The organism is Bradyrhizobium erythrophlei (assembly GCF_900129425.1).
GTDB lineage: Bacteria > Pseudomonadota > Alphaproteobacteria > Rhizobiales > Xanthobacteraceae > Bradyrhizobium > Bradyrhizobium erythrophlei_C.
This window is the reverse complement of record NZ_LT670817.1, coordinates 6,762,675-6,781,129: the sequence shown is the minus strand read 5'-3', so window position 1 is coordinate 6,781,129 and position 18,455 is coordinate 6,762,675. Positions and strand designations below refer to the sequence as shown.

Genomic DNA, 18,455 nt, shown 5'->3' with positions numbered 1-18,455 from the left:
CAACAAGCCGATCACCGGGGAGAGCGCGTATAAGCCGTAAACCATTGCGCGGGGAATGCCGGGTGATTCCGGTGTGATCTGATTACGCGTGTGCGTTCTACCACTACCCCTGCACACGCGGCTCTCGGGCGCATCGGGCGCCCGGCATTCCCTGCGCCCTCTGATTGCAGAGGGCGAAACGAGCAGGCCAAACCTCGCGCGAAACATGCGGCGAGATCGCGGAGTTGTGCGAAAAACAAGACCGGTTGTTTCAAGGCAATGCGCAACGCAAACACATTCGTCATGCCCGGACTTGATCCGGGCATCCATCTTCTACGTAAAACGTTTTTTGAAGCAGGATGGATTGCCGGGTCGAGCCCGGCAATGACACCACCAGTCAATCTTTTCGAGGATCGGTATCAGTACCGCTCAAAATGGTGGGCTCGCTTGCGCTTTGCCCACCCTACGATTGCGCAACCACGATTTCCGAGAGGGCTGATTCCCTCACACTTCCCTGCGGCTGAGAAACGCCAGCCGCTCGAACAGATGCACGTCCTGTTCGTTTTTCAGCAGCGCGCCGTGCAGCGGCGGGATCAGCTTGCGCGGATCGCGTTCCCTGAGCATTTCCGGGGTCATGTCCTCGTTGAGCAGGAGTTTCAGCCAGTCCAGCAGTTCCGACGTCGAGGGCTTCTTCTTCAGGCCGGGCACTTCGCGCACCTCGAAAAAGATCCGCAGCGCCTCTTCCACCAGGCGCTTCTTGATGCCGGGAAAATGCACGTCGACGATCCGGTTCATGGTGTCGACGTCGGGAAACTTGATGTAGTGGAAGAAGCAGCGCCGCAGGAACGCGTCCGGCAATTCCTTCTCGTTGTTCGAGGTGATCATCACGATCGGCCGCAGCTTGGCTTTGATGTTCTCGCCGGTCTCGTAGACGAAGAACTCCATGCGATCGAGTTCGAGCAGAAGGTCGTTGGGAAATTCGATGTCGGCCTTGTCGATTTCGTCGATCAGCAGCACCGGGCGCTTGTCGTGGGTAAAGGCCTCCCACAATTTTCCGCGCCGGATGTAATTGCCGATGTCGGAAACCCTGGAATCGCCGAGCTGGCTGTCGCGCAGCCGCGACACCGCGTCGTATTCGTAGAGACCCTGCTGCGCCTTGGTGGTGGACTTGATGTGCCAGGTCAGAAGCGGCGCGCCGAGCGCCTTGGCGACTTCCTCGGCCAGCACGGTTTTGCCGGTGCCGGGCTCGCCCTTGATCAGGAGCGGGCGCTCGAGCACGATCGAGGCGTTGACGGCGATCTTGAGGTCGTCGGTGGCGACGTAGTCTTTGGTGCCGGTAAATTTCATCGAGTATCTGCCCTGTTGTTCAGTCTTGAGCGCCGAGGCGCGCCTTGGCTTGTGCAGGAAACGACAGCTGGCGTCCCGACACCAGATTGGCGCTCATTGCGGGGGTGGGGAAAAGGTCTTCTGCAGTCAATTCTAATTGAAAAACCCCGCAGGTCTAGGCTTCTCTACCCTTGACGTCCCGGGTCCGGCGGGCAATCTGTCATTCATGTTCTTGCAATTCTTCACATCGCTGCGCGACGCTCAGGTCCCGGTGAGCCTGCGCGAATATCTGACGCTGATGGAGGCGCTCAACGCCGACCTCGCCGAGCAGACGGTGGAGAATTTCTACTATCTCGCGCGCGTCTCGCTGGTGAAGGACGAACGCAACCTCGACAAGTTCGATCGCGTGTTCGGTACCGTGTTCAAGGGGCTGGAGAGCCTGCTCGACGCCATGGAGAAGGCGGATATTCCGGCCGAATGGCTGAAGAAGCTCGCGGAAAAATATCTCACCGAGGAAGAGAAGAAGCAGATCGAGGCGATGGGCTGGGACAAGCTCATGGAGACCCTGCGCCAGCGCCTGAAGGAGCAGAAAGGCCGGCACCAGGGCGGCAGCAAATGGATCGGCACCGCAGGCACCTCGCCGTTCGGCGCGGAGGGCTATAATCCCGAAGGCATCCGGATCGGGCAGGAGAAGAACCGCAATTTCCGCGCCGTGAAGGTGTGGGACCGCCGCGAGTTCAAGGATCTCGACGGCAACGTTGAACTAGGCATCCGCAACATCAAGATCGCGCTGCGGCGCCTGCGCAAATTCGCCCGCACCGGCGCGCCCGACGAACTCGATCTCGACACCACGATCAAGGAGACCGCCAACCACGGCTATCTCGACGTCCATATGCGCCCCGAGCGGCGCAACGCGGTCAAGGTGCTGGTGTTCTTCGACATCGGTGGGTCCATGGATTCGCACATCGAGCAGGTCGAGGAATTGTTCTCGGCGGCGAAGAGCGAATTCAAGCACATGGAATATTTCTACTTCCACAACTGCCTCTATGAGGGCGTGTGGAAGCAGAACCGCCGCCGCTTCACCGATCGCACCCCGACCTGGGACGTGCTGCATAAATATCCGCACGACTACAAGGTGGTGTTCGTCGGCGACGCCTCGATGAGCCCTTACGAGGTCATGGTGCCCGGCGGCTCGGTCGAGCATGTCAACGAGGAGGCCGGCTCGGTCTGGCTCGAGCGCATCACGCGCACCTATCCGCACGCGGTGTGGCTCAATCCGGTGGCGCAGCGGCACTGGGATTATTCGGAATCGACCACCATCATTCGCCGGCTGTTTTCGCAGCGCATGTTCCCGATCACGATCGAAGGTCTGGAAGGCGCGATGAAGGAACTGGTGCGGTAGATATCGTCATTCCGGGGCGCGCGTCAGCGCGAACCCGGAATCTCGATGTAATAAAAATTCGATCGAGATTCCGGGTTCGATGCTTCGCATCGCCCCGGAACGACGGAAAAAGGGAGGTGTGAAAAATGCCCCAGACCATCCACCGCGGAATCAAATCGCTGATCGACGAGGCCAATGCGGAGATCGAAACCCTCAGCGCTTCCGAAGCCATTGAAATCGCCCACAACGATGACGTCGTGATCGTCGATATCCGCGATCCCCGCGAGATCGAGCGCGAGGGGCGGATTCCCGGCGCCTTCTCCTGCACCCGCGGCATGCTGGAATTCTGGATTGATCCGGCCAGCCCCTATGCGAAGCCGATTTTTCAGAGCGACAAGAAGTTCATCTTTCATTGCGCCGGCGGGATGCGCTCGGCGCTGGCGGCGAAAACCGCGCAGGACATGGGACTGAAACCGGTCGCGCATATCGGCGGCGGCTTCGCCGCCTGGCGCGATGCCGGCGGCCCGGTCGAGAAGGTCGAGCCGAAGCCGGCGAAGGGTTAGTATTCGTTTCGTCATTCCGGGGCGCGCGCAGCGCGAACCCGGAATCTCGCAGTCATAACTTCTGGATTCCGGGTCTGCGTGCTTCGCACGCATCCCGGAATGACAAAAGGATATTCCAATGCCACCCACCGACGATCCGCTCGTCTCCACCGATTGGCTTGCCGCCCGGCTCGAAGATCCCAGGATCAAGATCATCGACGCGTCCTACAAGATGCCGGGCGTGCTGCCGCTGCCGTCGGACGATTATCTCGGCGCGCATATTCCGGGCACGGTGTTTTTCGATGTCGGCAGTATCGCCGATCCCAACGATCCGCGGCCGCATATGTATCCGCGCGCAGAGCAGTTCGCCCGCGACGTCGCCGCGCTGGGCATTTCCAACGGCGATACCGTGGTCGCCTACGATTCCGGCGCCTGGGTCGCAGCGCCCCGGGCCTGGTGGATGTTCCTGTCGTTCGGCCATCGCAACGTGAAGGTGCTCGATGGCGGCTTGCAGAAATGGCTGCGCGAAGGACGCCCCACCCATTCCGGCAAGGTGATCCCGAAGCCCGGAAAATTTCGGGCGAGCCTCGATCCAGCCTATATCCGCAGCCAGCAGCAGTTGGTTGGCAATCTGGAAACGCAGGCCGAGCAATTGGTCGATGCGCGGCCGCGTCCGCGTTTCGAGGGCACGGTGGCCGAGCCGTGGCCGGGCCGCCGCTCCGGTCATATCCCGGGCAGCCGCAACGTGCCCTATGCCGGATTGTTCGATCCCGCGACCGGCGCGATGAAGCCGCTGGAAGAGTTGCGCCAGGCTTTCAGCAGCACCGGCGTCGATTTGGCAAAACCGATCGTGACGACCTGCGGCTCCGGCGTCTCCGCGCTGGTGTTGACGCTGGCGCTGTATCGGCTCGGCGTGCGCGGCAGCGCGCTTTACGATGGCTCGTGGGCCGAATGGGGCCTGCCCGACGGGCCGCCGGTCGCAACCGGCCCGGCCTGAGACTTCAGCGCTTGGGAGCGGGTGCCACCGGCTGCGCGAACGGGTTGGCGGCCTGCTGTTGTGCCTGTTGCGCGAGCCGCGCCCGCGCCGCCATCCTGCGGCGCTGTGCCGCCCGCCGTGCCTGCTGGCGTTTCTTGATGGCGGCCGGATCAGGCTTGGCGCCTGCAGCTTTTGCCGGCGACTGCGCCCCGATGGTGACGGGCGGGCCACCAAGCGTGGCGATTTTCGTCGAGGTCATTCCGACTTCCGGGGAGACGGTCGTGCTCGTTTGCTCCGATGCGGCCGGTTCGGATGCGGCTGGGACAGCATCGTTCGCCGGCGCCGCAACTTGCGCCGGCGGCGGGACAGGCTCCGAGACCGCGATCGTGGTGTCGTCGGCGGCAGCGGGTGGATCGGTTCGAGCGGGTGTTGCCTCGGTAAGTGCCGGAGTTTCCGCGACCGGGGCTTCGGATTTCGCGGTCTCTGGCACCGACGCCTCATCCGGCTTCAGCGCGGCGGTGCTTTCGGGCTCGGCCGGCGCCGAGACGGTCGCTGCGGACTCGGCGGGTGTTGAAGCGGGCGCTGCGGGCTCGACCGGTGTTGAAACGGGCGCTGCGGACTCGGCGGGTGTTGAAACGGGCGCCGCGGACTCGGCGGGTGTTGAAACGGGCGCCGCGGGCTCGACCGGTGTTGAAACCGGCGCTGGCTCGTCCGGCGGGGAAACGATGGCCACCGGCTCGGCTGGCGGCACCGCTGGAACATCATCCGGCGCTTTCTCTGCGACCGCCGGTTCGACGAGCAGCATCGCCAGAACCGGTGGTGTGACTTCCTTCTGCTGCGCAAACATGGTTTCGGGAGCGGCGCGCCACGATGGTGTACTGGCAACTTCCTCGTGGGCCGCGCGCAACAGTGCCACCGCGCCCAGGCCGAAGACCAGGATCGACATCGACAATAGGATCGCGGCGAACAGAAAACGGAAACCGGGCAGCATGGGGAGGCGAGTTCCACCTTCGCGATAAATCCGCGAAGGCCTTTGAGCATCGGGGAACGCGGTGACCGCAGAATTGGCCGCGTTCGCGACGCATCGGACACCCCCAGCGCCAGCGAATCAGCTGATTTCAGAATACCGCAAGGTATCTGCGGCGGTTGTTAAAAATCGGCGGTGCGAAGCCCGCCTCCATGCCGGAAAAGTGTTTCCTGAACCGGTGAGGCTTCGTTGCAACTGTGCTGCGGCATCGGTACAAACTGCGAAACTTGGCGTGAATTGGGCGGATTTGTCTTGAATGCGCCGCTATGTTCGGCCATCTGCGTTAACGGTCCGGTGTCGGCTTGGGGACTATACAACAGCGATGACGATCAAAAGCATTCTGACGATTTGTGCTGCCGTGGCGGCTGGCGCGGCGGGAACTTCGCTCGCCCTGGCGCAGCAGGGCTATCCGGTGCCTCCCGGGTCGGTTTATTCGAGCGCGCCGCCGTCCTATCCGCCCGGCGGTTATCCGCCTGGTTATCGCCGCGCTCCCGGCGGCCCGGATTACGACGCGGTGGAGGACGATGAGGGGCCGAACGCCCAGAGTTCGACGGCGCTGCCGCCGCCCGGCCCCGTGCTTTCGCCCGACGATCCCCGCTACGGCCGGCCGATGGGTGCTCCGCCCGTTTATTCGGACCGCAATGTACCTCAGGGGCCGGTTCTTTCCCCCGACGATCCCCGCTATGGCCGGCCGATGGGCGCTCCGCCCGTCTATTCCGACCGCAGCGTACCGCAGGGGCCGATCCTGTCGCCGGACGATCCCCGTTATGGCCGTCCCGATGGACCGCCGCCGGTGATCTATTCGGACCGCGGCAACGGCGATAACCGCCTTCCTCCTACGGGCGTCGATCCCTATCAAGACAATCGTGGCTTGCGTCCGCCAGAAGCTGTCGGGCCCCCCCCGGTGCCGGCGTCACGGGCTCGGTGCAGCCCGGGCCCATAGGAGCGGACGGCAGGCCGATGGTGCTGTCGGCGCTGCCGCCGGATGAGCAGCCGGAGGCCGGGCCCGCGCAGCTCGCGCCGAATTTGCGCCGGCAGGAAGTCGCCTTCGCCACCAAGGAGCCGGCGGGAACGCTGATCGTCGATACCCCGAACACCTATCTCTATTACGTGCTGGGTGGCGGGCGTGCGATCCGCTACGGCGTCCGCGTCGGCCGCGATGGCTTCACCTGGACCGGTGTGCAGAAAATCTCGCGCAAAGCCGAGTGGCCAGATTGGCATCCGCCGCCGGAGATGATCGACCGTCAGCCTTATCTGCCACGCTTCATGGCCGGCGGCCCGGGCAATCCGCTGGGCGCGCGGGCGATGTATCTCGGTTCCACCGTCTATCGCATCCATGGCACCAACCAGCCCTCGACGATCGGCAAGTTCGTCTCGTCGGGCTGCATCGGGATGCTGAACGAGGATGTCTCGGACCTGTTCGACCGCGTCAAGGTCGGCACCCGCGTGGTCGTGCTTCCCGGAGGCGCGCCGCCGGCGTCGACCACCACCGCCTCGGCAGCGCCGATACCTGGACCGAATGCCGGGTTGCCTCCGTCGGGCATGCATGGCACCCAGCCCACCGTGGTGCCGCCGCTGCCGGCGCCGGTGACGGTGCGCTAGGCCGACACGATCGGCGCGGACATTTCCCGAAGGGGCGCGCGATGGCGCGCCCCTTTTCGTTGCGCGTTCACGTCATTGCAATGACGGCGTGATGCCCTAACGGCTATGCCAGCCTTCGCAGCGGCTCGCCTTTGAACCAGGCGTCGATGCCCTCGACCATCTGGCTGTAATGGTTGCGAAAGCCCTCCTCGGTGACATAGCCGAGATGCGGCGTCAGCACGATGTTATCGAGCTTGCGGAAAGGATGATCTGTTGGCAGCGGCTCGACCGAGAACACGTCGACCGCAGCACCCGCGATCTTGTTCTGCTGCAGCGTTTCCAGCAGCGCGGCTTCATCGACGATCGGCCCCCGCGCGGTGTTGACGAGGTAGGCGGTCGGCTTCATCCGCGCCAGATCATCGCGTCCCACCAGCCCGCGCGAACGCTGGCTCAGCACCACATGGACGGTGACGAAATCGGCGGTTGAGAACAGTTCCTCCTTGGTGGCGTAGCCGACGCCGACTTCCTTGCAGCGCTCCGGCGTCAGGTTCGGGCTCCAGGCGATCACGTTCATGCCGAACGCCTTGGCAAGCCCCGCAACCTTGGCCCCGAGCTTGCCGAGTCCGACCACGCCCAGTGTCTTGCCCTCGATCTCGATGCCGACAAATTTCTGCAAGGCTTCGCCGGCATGCATGCGGGCGTTCTCGCGGCCGATATTGCGGGTCAGTTCGAGGATCAGGCCCATGGTCAGCGGCGCGGTGGGGTCGCGTGCCCATTGCGTGCCGCACAGCACCACCTGATGCTCCTTGGCGGCTTCCAAGTCGATCGCGGCGTTGCGCATGCCCGAGGTGATCAGGAGTTTCAGGTTCGGCAATGCCGCAAACAGGGCACGCGGAAACGCCGTGCGCTCGCGCATCGCGCAGATGATCTCGAAATCCTTCAGCGCGCCGGCTGCGGCCTCCGGCGAGGCGAACGGCTGATTGAACACGGTGACGTCGACCCGGTCGCCGATCTTCGACCAGTCCGCAACCTTCAAAGCCAGATTGATATAGTCATCGAGAATTACACAGCGCAGCCGCGTCATGGGAACGTCCGTTCATGGCGATGATGACGGCGCGCAAACGCGCCGTCCGGGGACCGCCATGGTCGCGCGCAATCCGCGAGCGCGCAAGAGCGCCTGTGACTTGAAAAGCGGTCGCTGTTATCAGTGCGCAGACGACCTGAGCGCCTTCGCGGCCCGGATTTCGGCGACCATCGATTGGACCGCGGGTGACAACGCCCTGTGCTTGGCGCGACAGGCCGGGCCGGGGCCGCGCATGTAGTGCAGTTCCGGCCGGTAGGGATTGAATGCCCTGGCGAGGAACTGGCGCCAGAAGGCCCGGATTTCGGCGAAAGAATTGGACCTGTCGCGGCCGTCTGCCGGAGAGGAGAAAGATGCCGAGGTGATGGTTGCCATGACACGCCTGCTGTCTTTGCTCGCGGCTTATGCCGCGTTGGAATCGCCTTTTTTGGCGCTGAAAGCGAGTTTTGGCCTGATTTATTAAAAGAAGGTTTCAATTGTCGTGATCTGGCGCACACATGGTGTCCACCCCGTAACGATCCGTGGTGAACGGATGGAAAACATCGGGGTACGGTTGCCCTTTGGGGGCCGCGCCGTTACATCAGCGGCAGCAAATTTCCATAAATCCTCTCGTTTCCAGGGATCGCGATGGCCCGTCAGTTCGTCTATTTCATGCAGGGTTTGTCCAAGACCTACCCGACCCGCAAGGTGCTCGATAACGTCCATCTATCGTTTTATCCCGACGCCAAGATCGGCGTGCTTGGTGTCAACGGCTCCGGCAAATCGACGCTGCTGCGGATCATGGCCGGCCTCGACAAGGAATATAACGGCGAGGCGTGGGTCGCCGAGGGCGCCCGGGTCGGCTACCTCGAACAGGAGCCGCAACTCGACGCCACCAAGACCGTGCGCGAGAACGTCATGCTGGGGGTTGCCAAGCAGAAGGCGATCCTCGATCGCTACAACGAATTGGCGATGAATTATTCCGACGAGACCGCCGACGAGATGACCAAGCTGCAGGACGAGATCGAGTCCGCGGGGCTGTGGGATCTCGACAGCAAGGTCGACCAGGCGATGGACGCGCTGCGCTGCCCGCCCGACGAGTCCGACGTCACCAAGCTCTCCGGCGGCGAGCGCCGCCGCGTGGCGCTGTGCAAGCTGCTGCTCGACCAGCCCGACCTGCTGCTGCTGGACGAGCCGACCAACCATCTCGACGCCGAGTCGGTATCATGGCTGGAAGGGCACTTGCGCAACTATCCCGGCGCAATCCTGATCGTCACCCATGACCGCTATTTCCTCGACAACGTCACCAGTTGGATCCTCGAACTCGACCGCGGCAAGGGCATTCCCTACGAGGGCAACTACACCGCCTGGCTGTCGCAAAAGCAGAAGCGGCTTGCGCAGGAGGGCCGCGAGGATATCGCGCACCAGCGCACCCTGGAGCGCGAGAAGGAATGGATCGCGGCCTCGCCGAAAGCGCGCCAGGCCAAATCCAAGGCGCGCTACCAACGCTACGAAGAGCTGCTGAAGCAGGCCAGCGAGAAGCAGACCCAGACCGCGCAGATCACGATTCCCGTGGCCGAACGCCTCGGCCAGAACGTGGTCGATTTCGAGGGCCTGACCAAGGGCTTCGGCGACCGTGAGCTGATCGACAATCTCACCTTCAAATTGCCGCCCGGCGGCATCGTCGGCGTGATCGGCCCCAACGGCGCCGGCAAGACCACGCTGTTTCGGATGATCACCAGGCAAGAGACGCCGGACAAGGGCACCATCACCATCGGTGAAAGCGTGCATCTCGGTTATGTCGACCAGTCGCGCGACTCGCTCGACGGCAAGAAAAGCGTGTGGGAGGAAATTTCCGGCGGCAACGAACTTATTCTTCTGGGCAAGCGCGAGGTCAATTCGCGCGGCTATTGCTCGTCGTTCAATTTCAAGGGCGCCGACCAGCAGAAGAAGGTCGGTTCGCTGTCAGGCGGTGAGCGCAACCGCGTCCATCTGGCCAAGATGCTCAAGTCCGGCGCCAACGTGCTGCTGCTCGACGAACCGACCAACGACCTCGACGTCGACACGCTGCGTGCGCTGGAAGAGGCGCTGGAGGATTTCGCCGGCTGCGCGGTGATCATCAGCCATGACCGCTGGTTCCTCGACCGCATCGCCACCCATATTCTGGCCTTTGAGGGCGACAGCCACGTCGAATGGTTCGAAGGAAATTTCCAGGATTACGAAAAAGACAAGATGCGCCGATTGGGGCAGGATTCCATCATCCCGCATCGCATGAAGTACAAGAAGCTCACAAGGTAATTTGGGGGCCGGCATGGCGGACTGGAACGCAGAGCAGTATCTCAAATTCGAGGACGAGCGGACCCGCCCCTCGCGCGACCTGCTGGCGCAGATCCCGCTCTCCGATGCGCGCAAGGTCGTCGACATCGGATGCGGGCCGGGAAATTCAACCGAGCTTCTGGTCAAGCGCTGGCCGCAGGCGGCTGTGATCGGCATCGATACGTCCGCCGACATGCTGCGGCAGGCGCGCGAGCGGCTGCCGGGACACAGCTTTATCGAAGCCAATATCGCGCACTGGGCGCCGCCTGCGGGCACCGACGTTCTATTCGCCAACGCCATCTTTCAATGGGTGCCCGGCCATCTCAAGCAGCTGCAGCGGCTGCTCGGCGCGTTGCCGCCGTGCGGCGTACTCGCGGTGCAGATGCCCGACAATTTCGATGAGCCCAGCCATGTGCTGATGCGCGAAGTCGCGCAGCTGGAGCCGTGGCGCAAGGCGCTGGGGGAGAGCGCACGCCTGCGCGACGATATTCCGAAGCCCGGCGGCTATTACGATGCGCTGGGGCCGCTCTGCACCCGGCTGGAAATCTGGCACACGATCTATAACCACGTGCTCGACGATGCCAACGCCATCGTGGAATGGGTCAAGGGAACGGGCCTGCGGCCGTTCCTCGATCCGCTGGAGGCGCCCGAGCGCAAACAATATCTCGCCGAATACACCGCGCGCATTGCTGCCAGTTATCCGCCGCAGACCGACGGCAAGGTGCTGCTGCGGTTTCCGCGGCTGTTCATCGTGGCGGTAAGGTAACGAATGAGGCGGCGGCGTTTTTGGTGTTCATCCCACCTTCTTCCGCCAGCTACATCTTGATCAGCGACTGATACGGCACGTCGCGGTTGTTGGCAGGGATCTTGATCGACAAATTGAAATCGACCTGGTCGAGGGCTTCAGGTTTGAAAGGCGAGGCGCGCTCGGCCGTGCTCCAGTCGATGTAATCGGTAGAATCGTGCGTTCCCCAAAACTTCCGTTCCTCGCTTCGGTCTTGAAGCAGGCATTGATTTAGGCTTGCTCATAGATTCGCCGCTCCTCGCGGTGCATATTGTCGAAGCTACAATTGGCAGGCGCGAATGCAATATATCAAGTTTGTAAGCACTCTGAACCGTTTCCTGTTCGCCGTTTCAGTCCTGCTATTGATGCCGGGCCTGACTCCCGCCCGCGCCGCCGACGCCGGCTTCAAAGAGTTCATCGCCTCGCTTTGGCCGGAAGCGCAGGCCGCCGGTGTCGCGCGCGCGACGTTCGACCGCGAGACCAGCGGTCTCGAGCCGGATTACAAATTGCCCGATCTGATTTTGCCTGGCCGTCCCGCGACCGGTGCGCCGTCGCAGGCCGAATTCGTGCAGGTACCGGCCGATTATGTGAAGGAAGCCAGCATCGCGCGGCTGGCTGAGGAGGGGCAGCGGCTAATGGCGAAGTACCGCGCTGCGCTCGCTGGAATCGAGAAGCGTTTCGGTGTGCCCGCCACCATCGTGCTGGCGATCTGGGGCCGCGAAACCGATTTTGGCCGCTACACGCTGCCCTACGACGGGTTGCGCGTGCTGGCGACGCAGGCCTATGTCGGCCGGCGCAAGGATCAGTATCGCAACGAGTTTATCCTGGCGCTGAAGCTCCTTGGTGACGGCGAGGTGGCGCGCAAGGACATGCGTTCGTCCTGGGCCGGCGCCACCGGCCTCACGCAATTTCTGCCGTCGGAATTTTATAAGCACGCCGTCGATTTCGACGGCGACGGCCACCGCGACATCTGGAATTCGGTGCCGGACGCGCTTGCCTCTGCCGCGCAGCAACTCGTCAACAAGGGCTGGCAGCCGGGCGTGCGCTGGGCCTATGAAGTCCGCGCGCCTGGCAATGTCGATTGCAGCATGGGCGTACCGGAAGTGACAAAGCCGATCGGCGATTGGCTGCGCGCAGGCTTCGTGCCGGTGCGCGGACAAAAGCTCAGCGCGACCGAGCAGGCCGAGCCGGCCTCGCTGCTGCAGCCGGAGGGTATCTATGGCCCGGCGTTTCTGACCACGAAGAATTATTTCGTGATCAAGGAATATAATTTCTCTGATCTGTATGTGCTGTTCGTCGGGCATCTCAGCGATCGCATGTTGAGCCCGCAACCGTTCGCAACGCCGTGGTCGGCTTCGACCCAGCTGCGCACCGCCGATGTCGAGGCCATGCAGCGTCAGTTGACGCGCATCGGTCTCTATGCCGACAAGGTGGATGGCAAGGCGGGGATGAAGACCCGCGCGGCGCTCGGGGCGTACCAGAAATCGGCCGGACTCAAGGTCGATTGCTGGCCAAGCGAAGCGGTGCTGCGTTCGATCAGCGCGGCGCGCTGAAAAAGAAAAAACCCGGCCGAAGCATCGGCCGGGTTTTGAATCTAGGCAGCGTCGATTGGCGCCGGTCAGATCAGTTGCAGACCTCGATGCGGCGGAAGCGCCAGCCGTAACCATCCCAGAAGCGCTGGCGAACCCAACGGCAGGGCGGGGGCGGTGCGTCTTCCACATACACCGGACCACCATAGGCCGGGCGGCTGGAGGCGATGGCTCCGCCGACGATCGCGCCGCCGATGAGCCCGCCGGCCACGGCCGCGCCAAGGTAGCGCTGTGCGCTGGCGGGCGTCGGGGCAAACGATCCGGCGGCGATCATTGCGACCGCTGCGAAGGCAACCAATGTCTTCTTCATGTCTTGGGCTCTCCTGGAGTTGGCGCCTTCAGTCAGCGCCGGGTTGAAGGTGACTCACGCAGTATTCGAAACTGGCCGTCTCGCCAAAAAGCGCGCAACAGTCAATTCAAAGTAAACGCTTCCGAGCTACTGGGCCGAAAAAACGGTTTTTTCAGGCCTTTGTCAGAGCACGCCAAGAAGCGCCGCAGGTTTAACGAAGATGAACGGGATCAGCCGCAGATCCGGACGCGGCGAACGCGCCAGCCATAGCCGTCCCAGAAACGCTGCCGTTGCCAGACGCAGCCGCCATAGTAATCCGGGTCTTCGCCGACGTAGGCCGGATGGCCGTAATAGCCGTAACCGGGTCCGTAATAACCGGGGCCGTAATAATAGCCGGGACCGGCAAGCGCACCGCCGACGATGGCGCCGCCGATGATGCCGCCAGCCACCGCTGCGCCGAAGCCGCGTTGGGCGTGGGCCGGCGCGGGCGCCACCACGGCTGAGACAGCCAAGCTGGCGACAGCGGTTAGGGCCATCAATGTTTTCCTCATGGCTTCACCTTTCTCATCGAGCAAGGACAGCGACAAAGCGGTCCGTCGGAGTGAAAGTTCCACATTTCACTTGAATGATCAATGAACGGGATCGCCACATTTCACGACAAATGTGGGCCGCTGCGCAGCTTTTGCGATGCGCAAGCGGGCTCCGGCATGCGGTTGGGCGCGAGAGGAAACGATGACGAGCGGGATGACGGCACTCGCGATCGCGGTCGGCGGCACGTCGCTGATCTGCTACGTAGTGACGACGCGATTACAGAACCGCCGCGCACCTCGCCGATCGTCGAGCGACAGCTTCGGAGCGGACGGCGCCGGCTATGCCGGCGACCACGGTGGGACCCTCTGGAGCGACGGCGTCCATTCCGCATCGGATAGTTCGGGCAATCTGGTTGATGGTGGTGGAGATGGAAGCGATAGCGGAGGTGGCGGCGACGGCGGAGGCGATTAACGCTGGGAGTCCGCCGAAAAACGAACGGCATTTTGATCCGGTCCAGCAAGGGTTTTTAGATTCATTCCAGTCTGTACCAAGGGCCAGTTTGGAATCACTTGAAAATGCGGCTTTTCCTTTTGCATCCCGCCGCGGTCTTAAATATCTCTGGCCTTGCATCACCAATGGGTCTGCCGCTTTCATGATTGTCTGTTCCTGCAACGTCCTCAGCGACCACGATGTCCGCAATGCCGTTGGGGCCGCCGAACAGCTTCCGCGTAATGCCAAGCAGATCTACGGCTGCCTCGGCTGCAGCGCTGAGTGCGGCCGATGCGCGCGCACCATCAAGACCATTATCGACGAGGCGCTCGGCGCTTGCGCCGAAGCCTGCTGTTCCGGATGCCCGCACAGCCGGGCCGGAACGCATCAGCACAGCAATACCGAGTTTGCGCTCGCTGCCTCCTGAAGATCGAACGAGCTTCTAGGCCCTGCCCTTGGGGAATAGGGTTGCCCTCGTCGGCGATCTGATTTAGAAGCATTCTAAAGTTGAATAGAGGCGGATTCATTTGGCTTCAGCGAGCGGAGTGCACCATGCAAGGCGACCTCAAGGTCATCGATTACCTCAACAAGGGTCTGCGCAGCGAACTCACCGCCATCAACCAGTATTGGCTGCACTTCCGGCTGCTGAATCACTGGGGCTTGCTGGAAATGGCCAAGCAATGGCGCAAGGAATCCATCGAGGAGATGCATCACGCCGATCGCTTCACCGACCGTATCCTGTTTCTCGACGGGTTTCCCAACATGCAGGTGCTCGATCCCTTGCGGATCGGCCAGAACGTCAAGGAAATCATCGACTGCGATCTCGCCACCGAGGTCGCGGCGCGCACGCTTTATCAGGAAGCGGCGACCTACTGCCATGGCGTCAAGGATTACGTCTCGCGCGATCTGTTCGAAGATCTGATGAAGGATGAGGAGCACCACATCGACTTCCTCGAAACCCAACTCGATTTGATCCAGCGGATCGGGCTTGATCTTTACACCCAGAAGCACGTCGGCGGCCTCGAGAGCGAATTCGACCCCAAGGAGTAGGCCGTAGATCCTCGCTACAACTGCGTCCTGTAGCGCGCCTCGACCACGGCCTGGGATTCCGGCTCGCCGAGCTTGGTCTGGTCGTGGATCACCTGGCTGATGCTGGGGAGGACCGCGCGTTCCACCTGCGCCTCCCTTGACCACAGCTTCGAGCGCATCAGCGCCTTGCCGCAATGAAAATAAGCCTCGTGCACGCCGATGCTCAGCACCGCGCGCGGCGGCTTCCCGAATTCCTCCATCGACTCCAGCAGTTCCGGCTCCGCCGACAGCCTGCCTCTGCCGCCGACGCGCAGCGTCTCGTCGATGCCCGGCACGAAGAAGATCAGCTGCACGAATCCGGAGCCCTCGACGATGTTCTTGAAACTGTCGATCCGGTTGTTGCCGGAACGATCCGGCAGCAGCAGCTTGTTGGGACCGACGACGTGGACAAAGCCGGGATTGCCGCCGCGCGGCGAAGCATCGACGCTGCCGTCGGAGCCTGACGTCGCCAGCACGCAGAACGGCGACATCGCAATGAAGTTTCTCGCATGCGCATCGATTTCGGGCCGCGCCTTCGCGATCACGCGCGGCGAGGGTTGCGGGTAAATCGTCGCGAGGTCGCTGGCGCCAAGGTCGGTCAAGTTCTGCCTCCGGGAACAATGTCGTCGTAACTAGTCGAAGCTATCATCGCGGCATTCCGGCGGCCATCCTTGATCGCCGGCGCTGCCACCACTGGCCCTCACATCGTCCGCTGCGGCGCCGTCTGCAGCAACTCCTGCAGTTGTTGCTTATAGAATGCCGCATTGCCCGTGGTGAGATGGCCGCGCGTCTGCGTGCTGGCCGGGATCAGATAGAGCCGGCCGTTCTTGACGCGCTTCAGCGCGGCGTCGGTGACGCCGGTTTCCGGCGGATTGCGTTCGTCGTCGGCGGCATTGATGGCGAGCAGCGTCGCCTCGATCTTCTCCATCCCGGCGGAAGGATTGTAATCGTGCGAGGCGTACCACTGGTAGATGAAGTCATTGGCGTCTGCCGTTACCGGCGTGGCCAGCCGCTCGTCGACCATCCTGTCGGCTTTGTCAGCCGTCGGCGCCAGCGTCTGATAGCCGAGCGTGCCGCCGCCGGAGGCGATGCCATAGGCGACGATGGCGTACTTCATCATGCGCGGCTGCGCGGTGTAATTGCCGCCATTGTAGTCCGGATCGTTGCGGATGGTGTCGAGCATGATCCGGCGCAGCATCCAGTTGCGCGCCGCCATTTCGGTCGGCTGCGAGGCCATCGGCACCAGCGCATCCATGAACCGCGGATACCGCACACCCCAGATCCAGGTGTGCATGCCGCCCATCGAATTGCCGATCACCAGCCGCAGGTGCTTTATTCCGAGCCCTTCCTTGACCAGGCGGTACTGCGCGTCGACCATGTCTTCGTAATCGTATTTCGGAAACGCCGTCTTCATGCCGTCCGACGGTTTCGAGGATTTGCCGTGGCCGATGCCGTCGGGAATAATGATGTAGTATTTCGACGCGTCGAGCGGCTGGCCGGGGCCGAACAGCTCGCCGGCAAAGGCGGGCGTCAGCATGCTCGCCGCCGAGCCGCCCGAGCCGTGCAGCACCAGCACCGGCTGTCCGTTGGGTTCGCCGACGGTGGTGTAATGCAGCCGCAGCTCCGGCATGGTCTCGCCGTTGTGGAATTTGAAATCCTTCGCGCTCCAGTCGCCCTGTTTCGGTGTGGGATAGTCCGCTGCGAGCGCGGTCGTAAATGAGATCATTGCAAAGATAGCCGATAGCGCCGCGCGCGAACATTTCATGATGGCTTCTCCCCGGGGCGCGGCCTCGGGCCGCTTGCGTAAAAGCCTATCACGTCGTGCCGGGCGATCCGAGAGACTTAGCGTCGGGAGCGCGAGGTCAATTTTCCGGGAAAACACCGGCGCTACCGCTTGTCCTCGACGTCGGTGTCGGGACGGTCGCCGCCGGCGGCGGTTTCGGTGTGCCACTTGCCGTCGGCGGTCTCGTACTCGATCGCCTCGGTACGGCCGGGCACGCGCTGCTCGGCGGCGGCGCGCTTGGCGGCGGCGAGTGCTGCGGCATGGGTCGCGAAGGCTTCCGAAAAAACGCCGTCGACGGTGTAGGCCCAGCCGCCGTCATGCTGAACGATCTTGTAGGTGACGTGGGACATCGAGAACTCGCTTTTTTGTCGGCGCGGGCGCGCCGTCAGGGGTGAACGCATCGCCTATTCTATGACAAAATAGACCGCGATGCAGGTTTTTACGCCGGCCGATCGTCCCTGGGTTCGAGCCAGGGATCGTGCGCCGCCTGGGCAAGGAGAAAAAAATGTGCCGCAACATCAAGACGCTGTTTAATTTCGAACCGCCGGCGACCGAGGAGGAGATCCACGCCTCCGCGCTGCAGTTCGTGCGAAAACTCTCCGGCTTCAACAAGCCGTCGCAGGGCAATGCCGAGGCGTTCGACCGCGCGGTCGCGGAGGTCTCGGCCTCGGCCCGACGCCTGCTGGCGTCGCTGCACACCCACGCGCCCTCGCGCGACCGCGCGACCGAAGCCGAGAAGGCGAAGGAACGGTCGAAGCTGCGATTCGGGTGAGGGGCGGCGGCGGGTCAGGCGAGGCGTTAAACCCGCCGATTGGCAATGATCGCGGATCACGTTTGGCTGGTCCGGTTTGCGCCCTTCAGGCTGTCCACGGGGACATCGAGCGGAACGGCATTTTCCGCGATGGGTCCCGGCCCAAAGTGCTTTTCCTCCAACGCGATCTGCAGCATATCGTCAAGGATTTGAGCGCGCGCAATGGTTGGAACCGTCAAGAACACATACTGGAAGCCCAGGGCGGCGAGTCCAATGATAAAGCCAAACAGGAGCGACCCGGTCAAGGACTGGACTGCGGGCGTCTCGAACATTGATTTAAGAAAATCCAGCTGCGAGTCGTGACCTTTTACCAATTCATTGCTGACTTTGAGCAGCGCATAAGCGGAGCCTAGCGGAACGGAAACCTTCAATACCGGGTTGTCCGTTACCAATGATTTCATGCGGCGAAGCTGCATTTCGGAAAGCGTTTTGAGTGTTTTCAATTCGGCTTCAGTAAAGCGGGTTAGAAACGCAATCATCGTTTCCAGCGGAAATGACGACACCAGGATCCCGAGGGAAGATTGGGCGCGTATCGCTTCGCGAAATAAACTGGCGTAAGCGTGAATGGGATGTCTCGCGATGAACTTCAGAATCGCCCACTGCCCGCCATAGATCGGCAGGTATCCGGACTGCCCGCTTTTGGAGATCTCCTGGAATTTTTCACAAACCTCGGAAAACGCGCTGACGGCGCCCCTGGAAGCGCTCGCCTGTTGTGAGAAATTTGCTTCGGTCATTCTCTGGCTCGATCGCTGGAGGCGGCGCCGCAATTTATCCCGCCCGGCGGGTTTGCGCACGCAAATCCACCGCTGCATTGGCGAAAAGCCGGATGGCGGCGCGCCATACGGTGTTTCACGGCGTCTGGGGCATCGTCATCATCGATGTGCTCGGCTACAGGAAATACCCGCGCCAGTGAGCCGTTGCCG

Annotated in this window: 22 protein-coding genes and 1 pseudogene; 12 read left to right on the top strand and 11 right to left on the bottom strand. The window is 62.5% G+C overall.

What is annotated here, in order from left to right; translation table 11 throughout:
- Positions 1-483: 483 nt before the first annotated feature.
- Complete coding sequence (locus B5527_RS32320; protein ID WP_079605110.1) at positions 484-1,326, bottom strand: AAA family ATPase; 843 nt, start codon at positions 1,324-1,326, stop codon at positions 484-486.
- Between the two features lie 205 nt (positions 1,327-1,531).
- Between B5527_RS32320 and B5527_RS32315 the strand changes: the two genes are divergently transcribed.
- The 3 genes from B5527_RS32315 (at position 1,532) to sseA (ending at position 4,225) form a co-directional block, all read left to right on the top strand.
- Positions 1,532-2,707, top strand: a complete 1,176-nt coding sequence (locus B5527_RS32315) for a vWA domain-containing protein (RefSeq protein ID WP_079605109.1) — start codon at positions 1,532-1,534, stop codon at positions 2,705-2,707.
- Between the two features lie 125 nt (positions 2,708-2,832).
- On the top strand, positions 2,833-3,249 hold the full coding sequence (locus B5527_RS32310) for a rhodanese-like domain-containing protein (protein ID WP_079605108.1): 417 nt from the start codon (positions 2,833-2,835) through the stop codon (positions 3,247-3,249).
- A 118-nt stretch (positions 3,250-3,367) separates the two neighbouring features.
- Complete coding sequence (gene sseA, locus B5527_RS32305; protein ID WP_079605107.1) at positions 3,368-4,225, top strand: 3-mercaptopyruvate sulfurtransferase; 858 nt, start codon at positions 3,368-3,370, stop codon at positions 4,223-4,225.
- A gap of 4 nt (positions 4,226-4,229) precedes the next feature.
- Here the strand turns inward: sseA and B5527_RS32300 are convergent, their stop codons facing one another.
- The gene (locus B5527_RS32300; protein ID WP_079605106.1) at positions 4,230-5,195 is read right to left on the bottom strand and encodes a hypothetical protein; all 966 of its coding nucleotides are present in this window, start codon (positions 5,193-5,195) and stop codon (positions 4,230-4,232) included.
- Positions 5,196-5,553: 358 nt separating this feature from the next.
- Here B5527_RS32300 and B5527_RS32295 point away from each other — a divergent pair.
- Positions 5,554-6,833 (top strand): annotated as a pseudogene (locus tag B5527_RS32295) (L,D-transpeptidase family protein).
- Between the two features lie 103 nt (positions 6,834-6,936).
- Here B5527_RS32295 and B5527_RS32290 read toward each other — a convergent pair.
- The gene (locus B5527_RS32290) at positions 6,937-7,896 is read right to left on the bottom strand and encodes a D-2-hydroxyacid dehydrogenase family protein (protein WP_079605105.1); all 960 of its coding nucleotides are present in this window, start codon (positions 7,894-7,896) and stop codon (positions 6,937-6,939) included.
- 120 nt (positions 7,897-8,016) lie between these two features.
- On the bottom strand, positions 8,017-8,268 hold the full coding sequence (locus tag B5527_RS46775; RefSeq protein ID WP_079605104.1) for a hypothetical protein: 252 nt from the start codon (positions 8,266-8,268) through the stop codon (positions 8,017-8,019).
- Between the two features lie 252 nt (positions 8,269-8,520).
- Here B5527_RS46775 and ettA point away from each other — a divergent pair, with 252 nt between their 5' ends.
- Positions 8,521-10,170 carry an energy-dependent translational throttle protein EttA gene (ettA, locus tag B5527_RS32280; RefSeq protein WP_079605103.1) on the top strand — a complete coding sequence of 550 codons (1,650 nt, stop codon included), beginning with the start codon at positions 8,521-8,523 and terminating at the stop codon, positions 10,168-10,170.
- A 13-nt stretch (positions 10,171-10,183) separates the two neighbouring features.
- Positions 10,184-10,954 (top strand): trans-aconitate 2-methyltransferase, encoded by a 771-nt coding sequence (gene tam / locus B5527_RS32275; RefSeq protein WP_079607679.1) that lies wholly within the window; start codon positions 10,184-10,186, stop codon positions 10,952-10,954.
- Positions 10,955-11,003: 49 nt separating this feature from the next.
- Here the strand turns inward: tam and B5527_RS46770 are convergent, their stop codons facing one another.
- A complete protein-coding gene (locus B5527_RS46770) occupies positions 11,004-11,135 on the bottom strand; it encodes a BrnA antitoxin family protein (protein ID WP_245332774.1) in 132 nt (43 codons plus the stop codon).
- Between the two features lie 202 nt (positions 11,136-11,337).
- Here B5527_RS46770 and B5527_RS32265 point away from each other — a divergent pair, with 202 nt between their 5' ends.
- A complete protein-coding gene (locus B5527_RS32265; protein WP_425305115.1) occupies positions 11,338-12,525 on the top strand; it encodes a lytic murein transglycosylase in 1,188 nt (395 codons plus the stop codon).
- 70 nt (positions 12,526-12,595) lie between these two features.
- On the opposite strand, the gene B5527_RS32260 is transcribed toward B5527_RS32265, so the two are convergent.
- A complete protein-coding gene (locus B5527_RS32260; RefSeq protein ID WP_079605101.1) occupies positions 12,596-12,871 on the bottom strand; it encodes a hypothetical protein in 276 nt (91 codons plus the stop codon).
- A 209-nt stretch (positions 12,872-13,080) separates the two neighbouring features.
- Positions 13,081-13,401: a hypothetical protein gene (locus tag B5527_RS32255; protein WP_079607678.1), complete on the bottom strand. Its 321-nt coding sequence runs from the start codon at positions 13,399-13,401 to the stop codon at positions 13,081-13,083.
- Between the two features lie 181 nt (positions 13,402-13,582).
- On the opposite strand from B5527_RS32255, the gene B5527_RS45530 reads away from it, so the two are divergent.
- From B5527_RS45530 to bfr, 3 genes are all read left to right on the top strand, one after another.
- Complete coding sequence (locus tag B5527_RS45530; protein ID WP_079607677.1) at positions 13,583-13,852, top strand: hypothetical protein; 270 nt, start codon at positions 13,583-13,585, stop codon at positions 13,850-13,852.
- A 181-nt stretch (positions 13,853-14,033) separates the two neighbouring features.
- The gene (locus tag B5527_RS32245; RefSeq protein ID WP_079605100.1) at positions 14,034-14,297 is read left to right on the top strand and encodes a (2Fe-2S)-binding protein; all 264 of its coding nucleotides are present in this window, start codon (positions 14,034-14,036) and stop codon (positions 14,295-14,297) included.
- A gap of 125 nt (positions 14,298-14,422) precedes the next feature.
- On the top strand, positions 14,423-14,920 hold the full coding sequence (gene bfr, locus B5527_RS32240; RefSeq protein ID WP_079605099.1) for a bacterioferritin: 498 nt from the start codon (positions 14,423-14,425) through the stop codon (positions 14,918-14,920).
- Positions 14,921-14,934: 14 nt separating this feature from the next.
- Here bfr and B5527_RS32235 read toward each other — a convergent pair whose 3' ends face one another.
- The 3 genes from B5527_RS32235 to B5527_RS32225 form a co-directional block, all read right to left on the bottom strand.
- Positions 14,935-15,540, bottom strand: coding sequence for a pyridoxamine 5'-phosphate oxidase family protein (locus B5527_RS32235; protein ID WP_079605098.1), 606 nt, complete (start codon positions 15,538-15,540; stop codon positions 14,935-14,937).
- 98 nt (positions 15,541-15,638) lie between these two features.
- On the bottom strand, positions 15,639-16,703 hold the full coding sequence (locus B5527_RS32230; RefSeq protein WP_079605097.1) for an alpha/beta fold hydrolase: 1,065 nt from the start codon (positions 16,701-16,703) through the stop codon (positions 15,639-15,641).
- A gap of 122 nt (positions 16,704-16,825) precedes the next feature.
- Positions 16,826-17,071, bottom strand: a complete 246-nt coding sequence (locus tag B5527_RS32225) for a DUF2188 domain-containing protein (protein ID WP_079607676.1) — start codon at positions 17,069-17,071, stop codon at positions 16,826-16,828.
- Between the two features lie 155 nt (positions 17,072-17,226).
- Here B5527_RS32225 and B5527_RS32220 point away from each other — a divergent pair, with 155 nt between their 5' ends.
- The gene (locus tag B5527_RS32220) at positions 17,227-17,493 is read left to right on the top strand and encodes a DUF2277 domain-containing protein (protein WP_079607675.1); all 267 of its coding nucleotides are present in this window, start codon (positions 17,227-17,229) and stop codon (positions 17,491-17,493) included.
- A 56-nt stretch (positions 17,494-17,549) separates the two neighbouring features.
- On the opposite strand, the gene B5527_RS32215 is transcribed toward B5527_RS32220, so the two are convergent.
- A complete protein-coding gene (locus tag B5527_RS32215; protein WP_079605096.1) occupies positions 17,550-18,266 on the bottom strand; it encodes a hypothetical protein in 717 nt (238 codons plus the stop codon).
- On the opposite strand from B5527_RS32215, the gene B5527_RS44745 reads away from it, so the two are divergent.
- Positions 18,254-18,445, top strand: a complete 192-nt coding sequence (locus B5527_RS44745; protein ID WP_154072637.1) for a hypothetical protein — start codon at positions 18,254-18,256, stop codon at positions 18,443-18,445. The genes B5527_RS32215 and B5527_RS44745 overlap by 13 nt on opposite strands.
- Positions 18,446-18,455 lie beyond the last annotated feature (10 nt).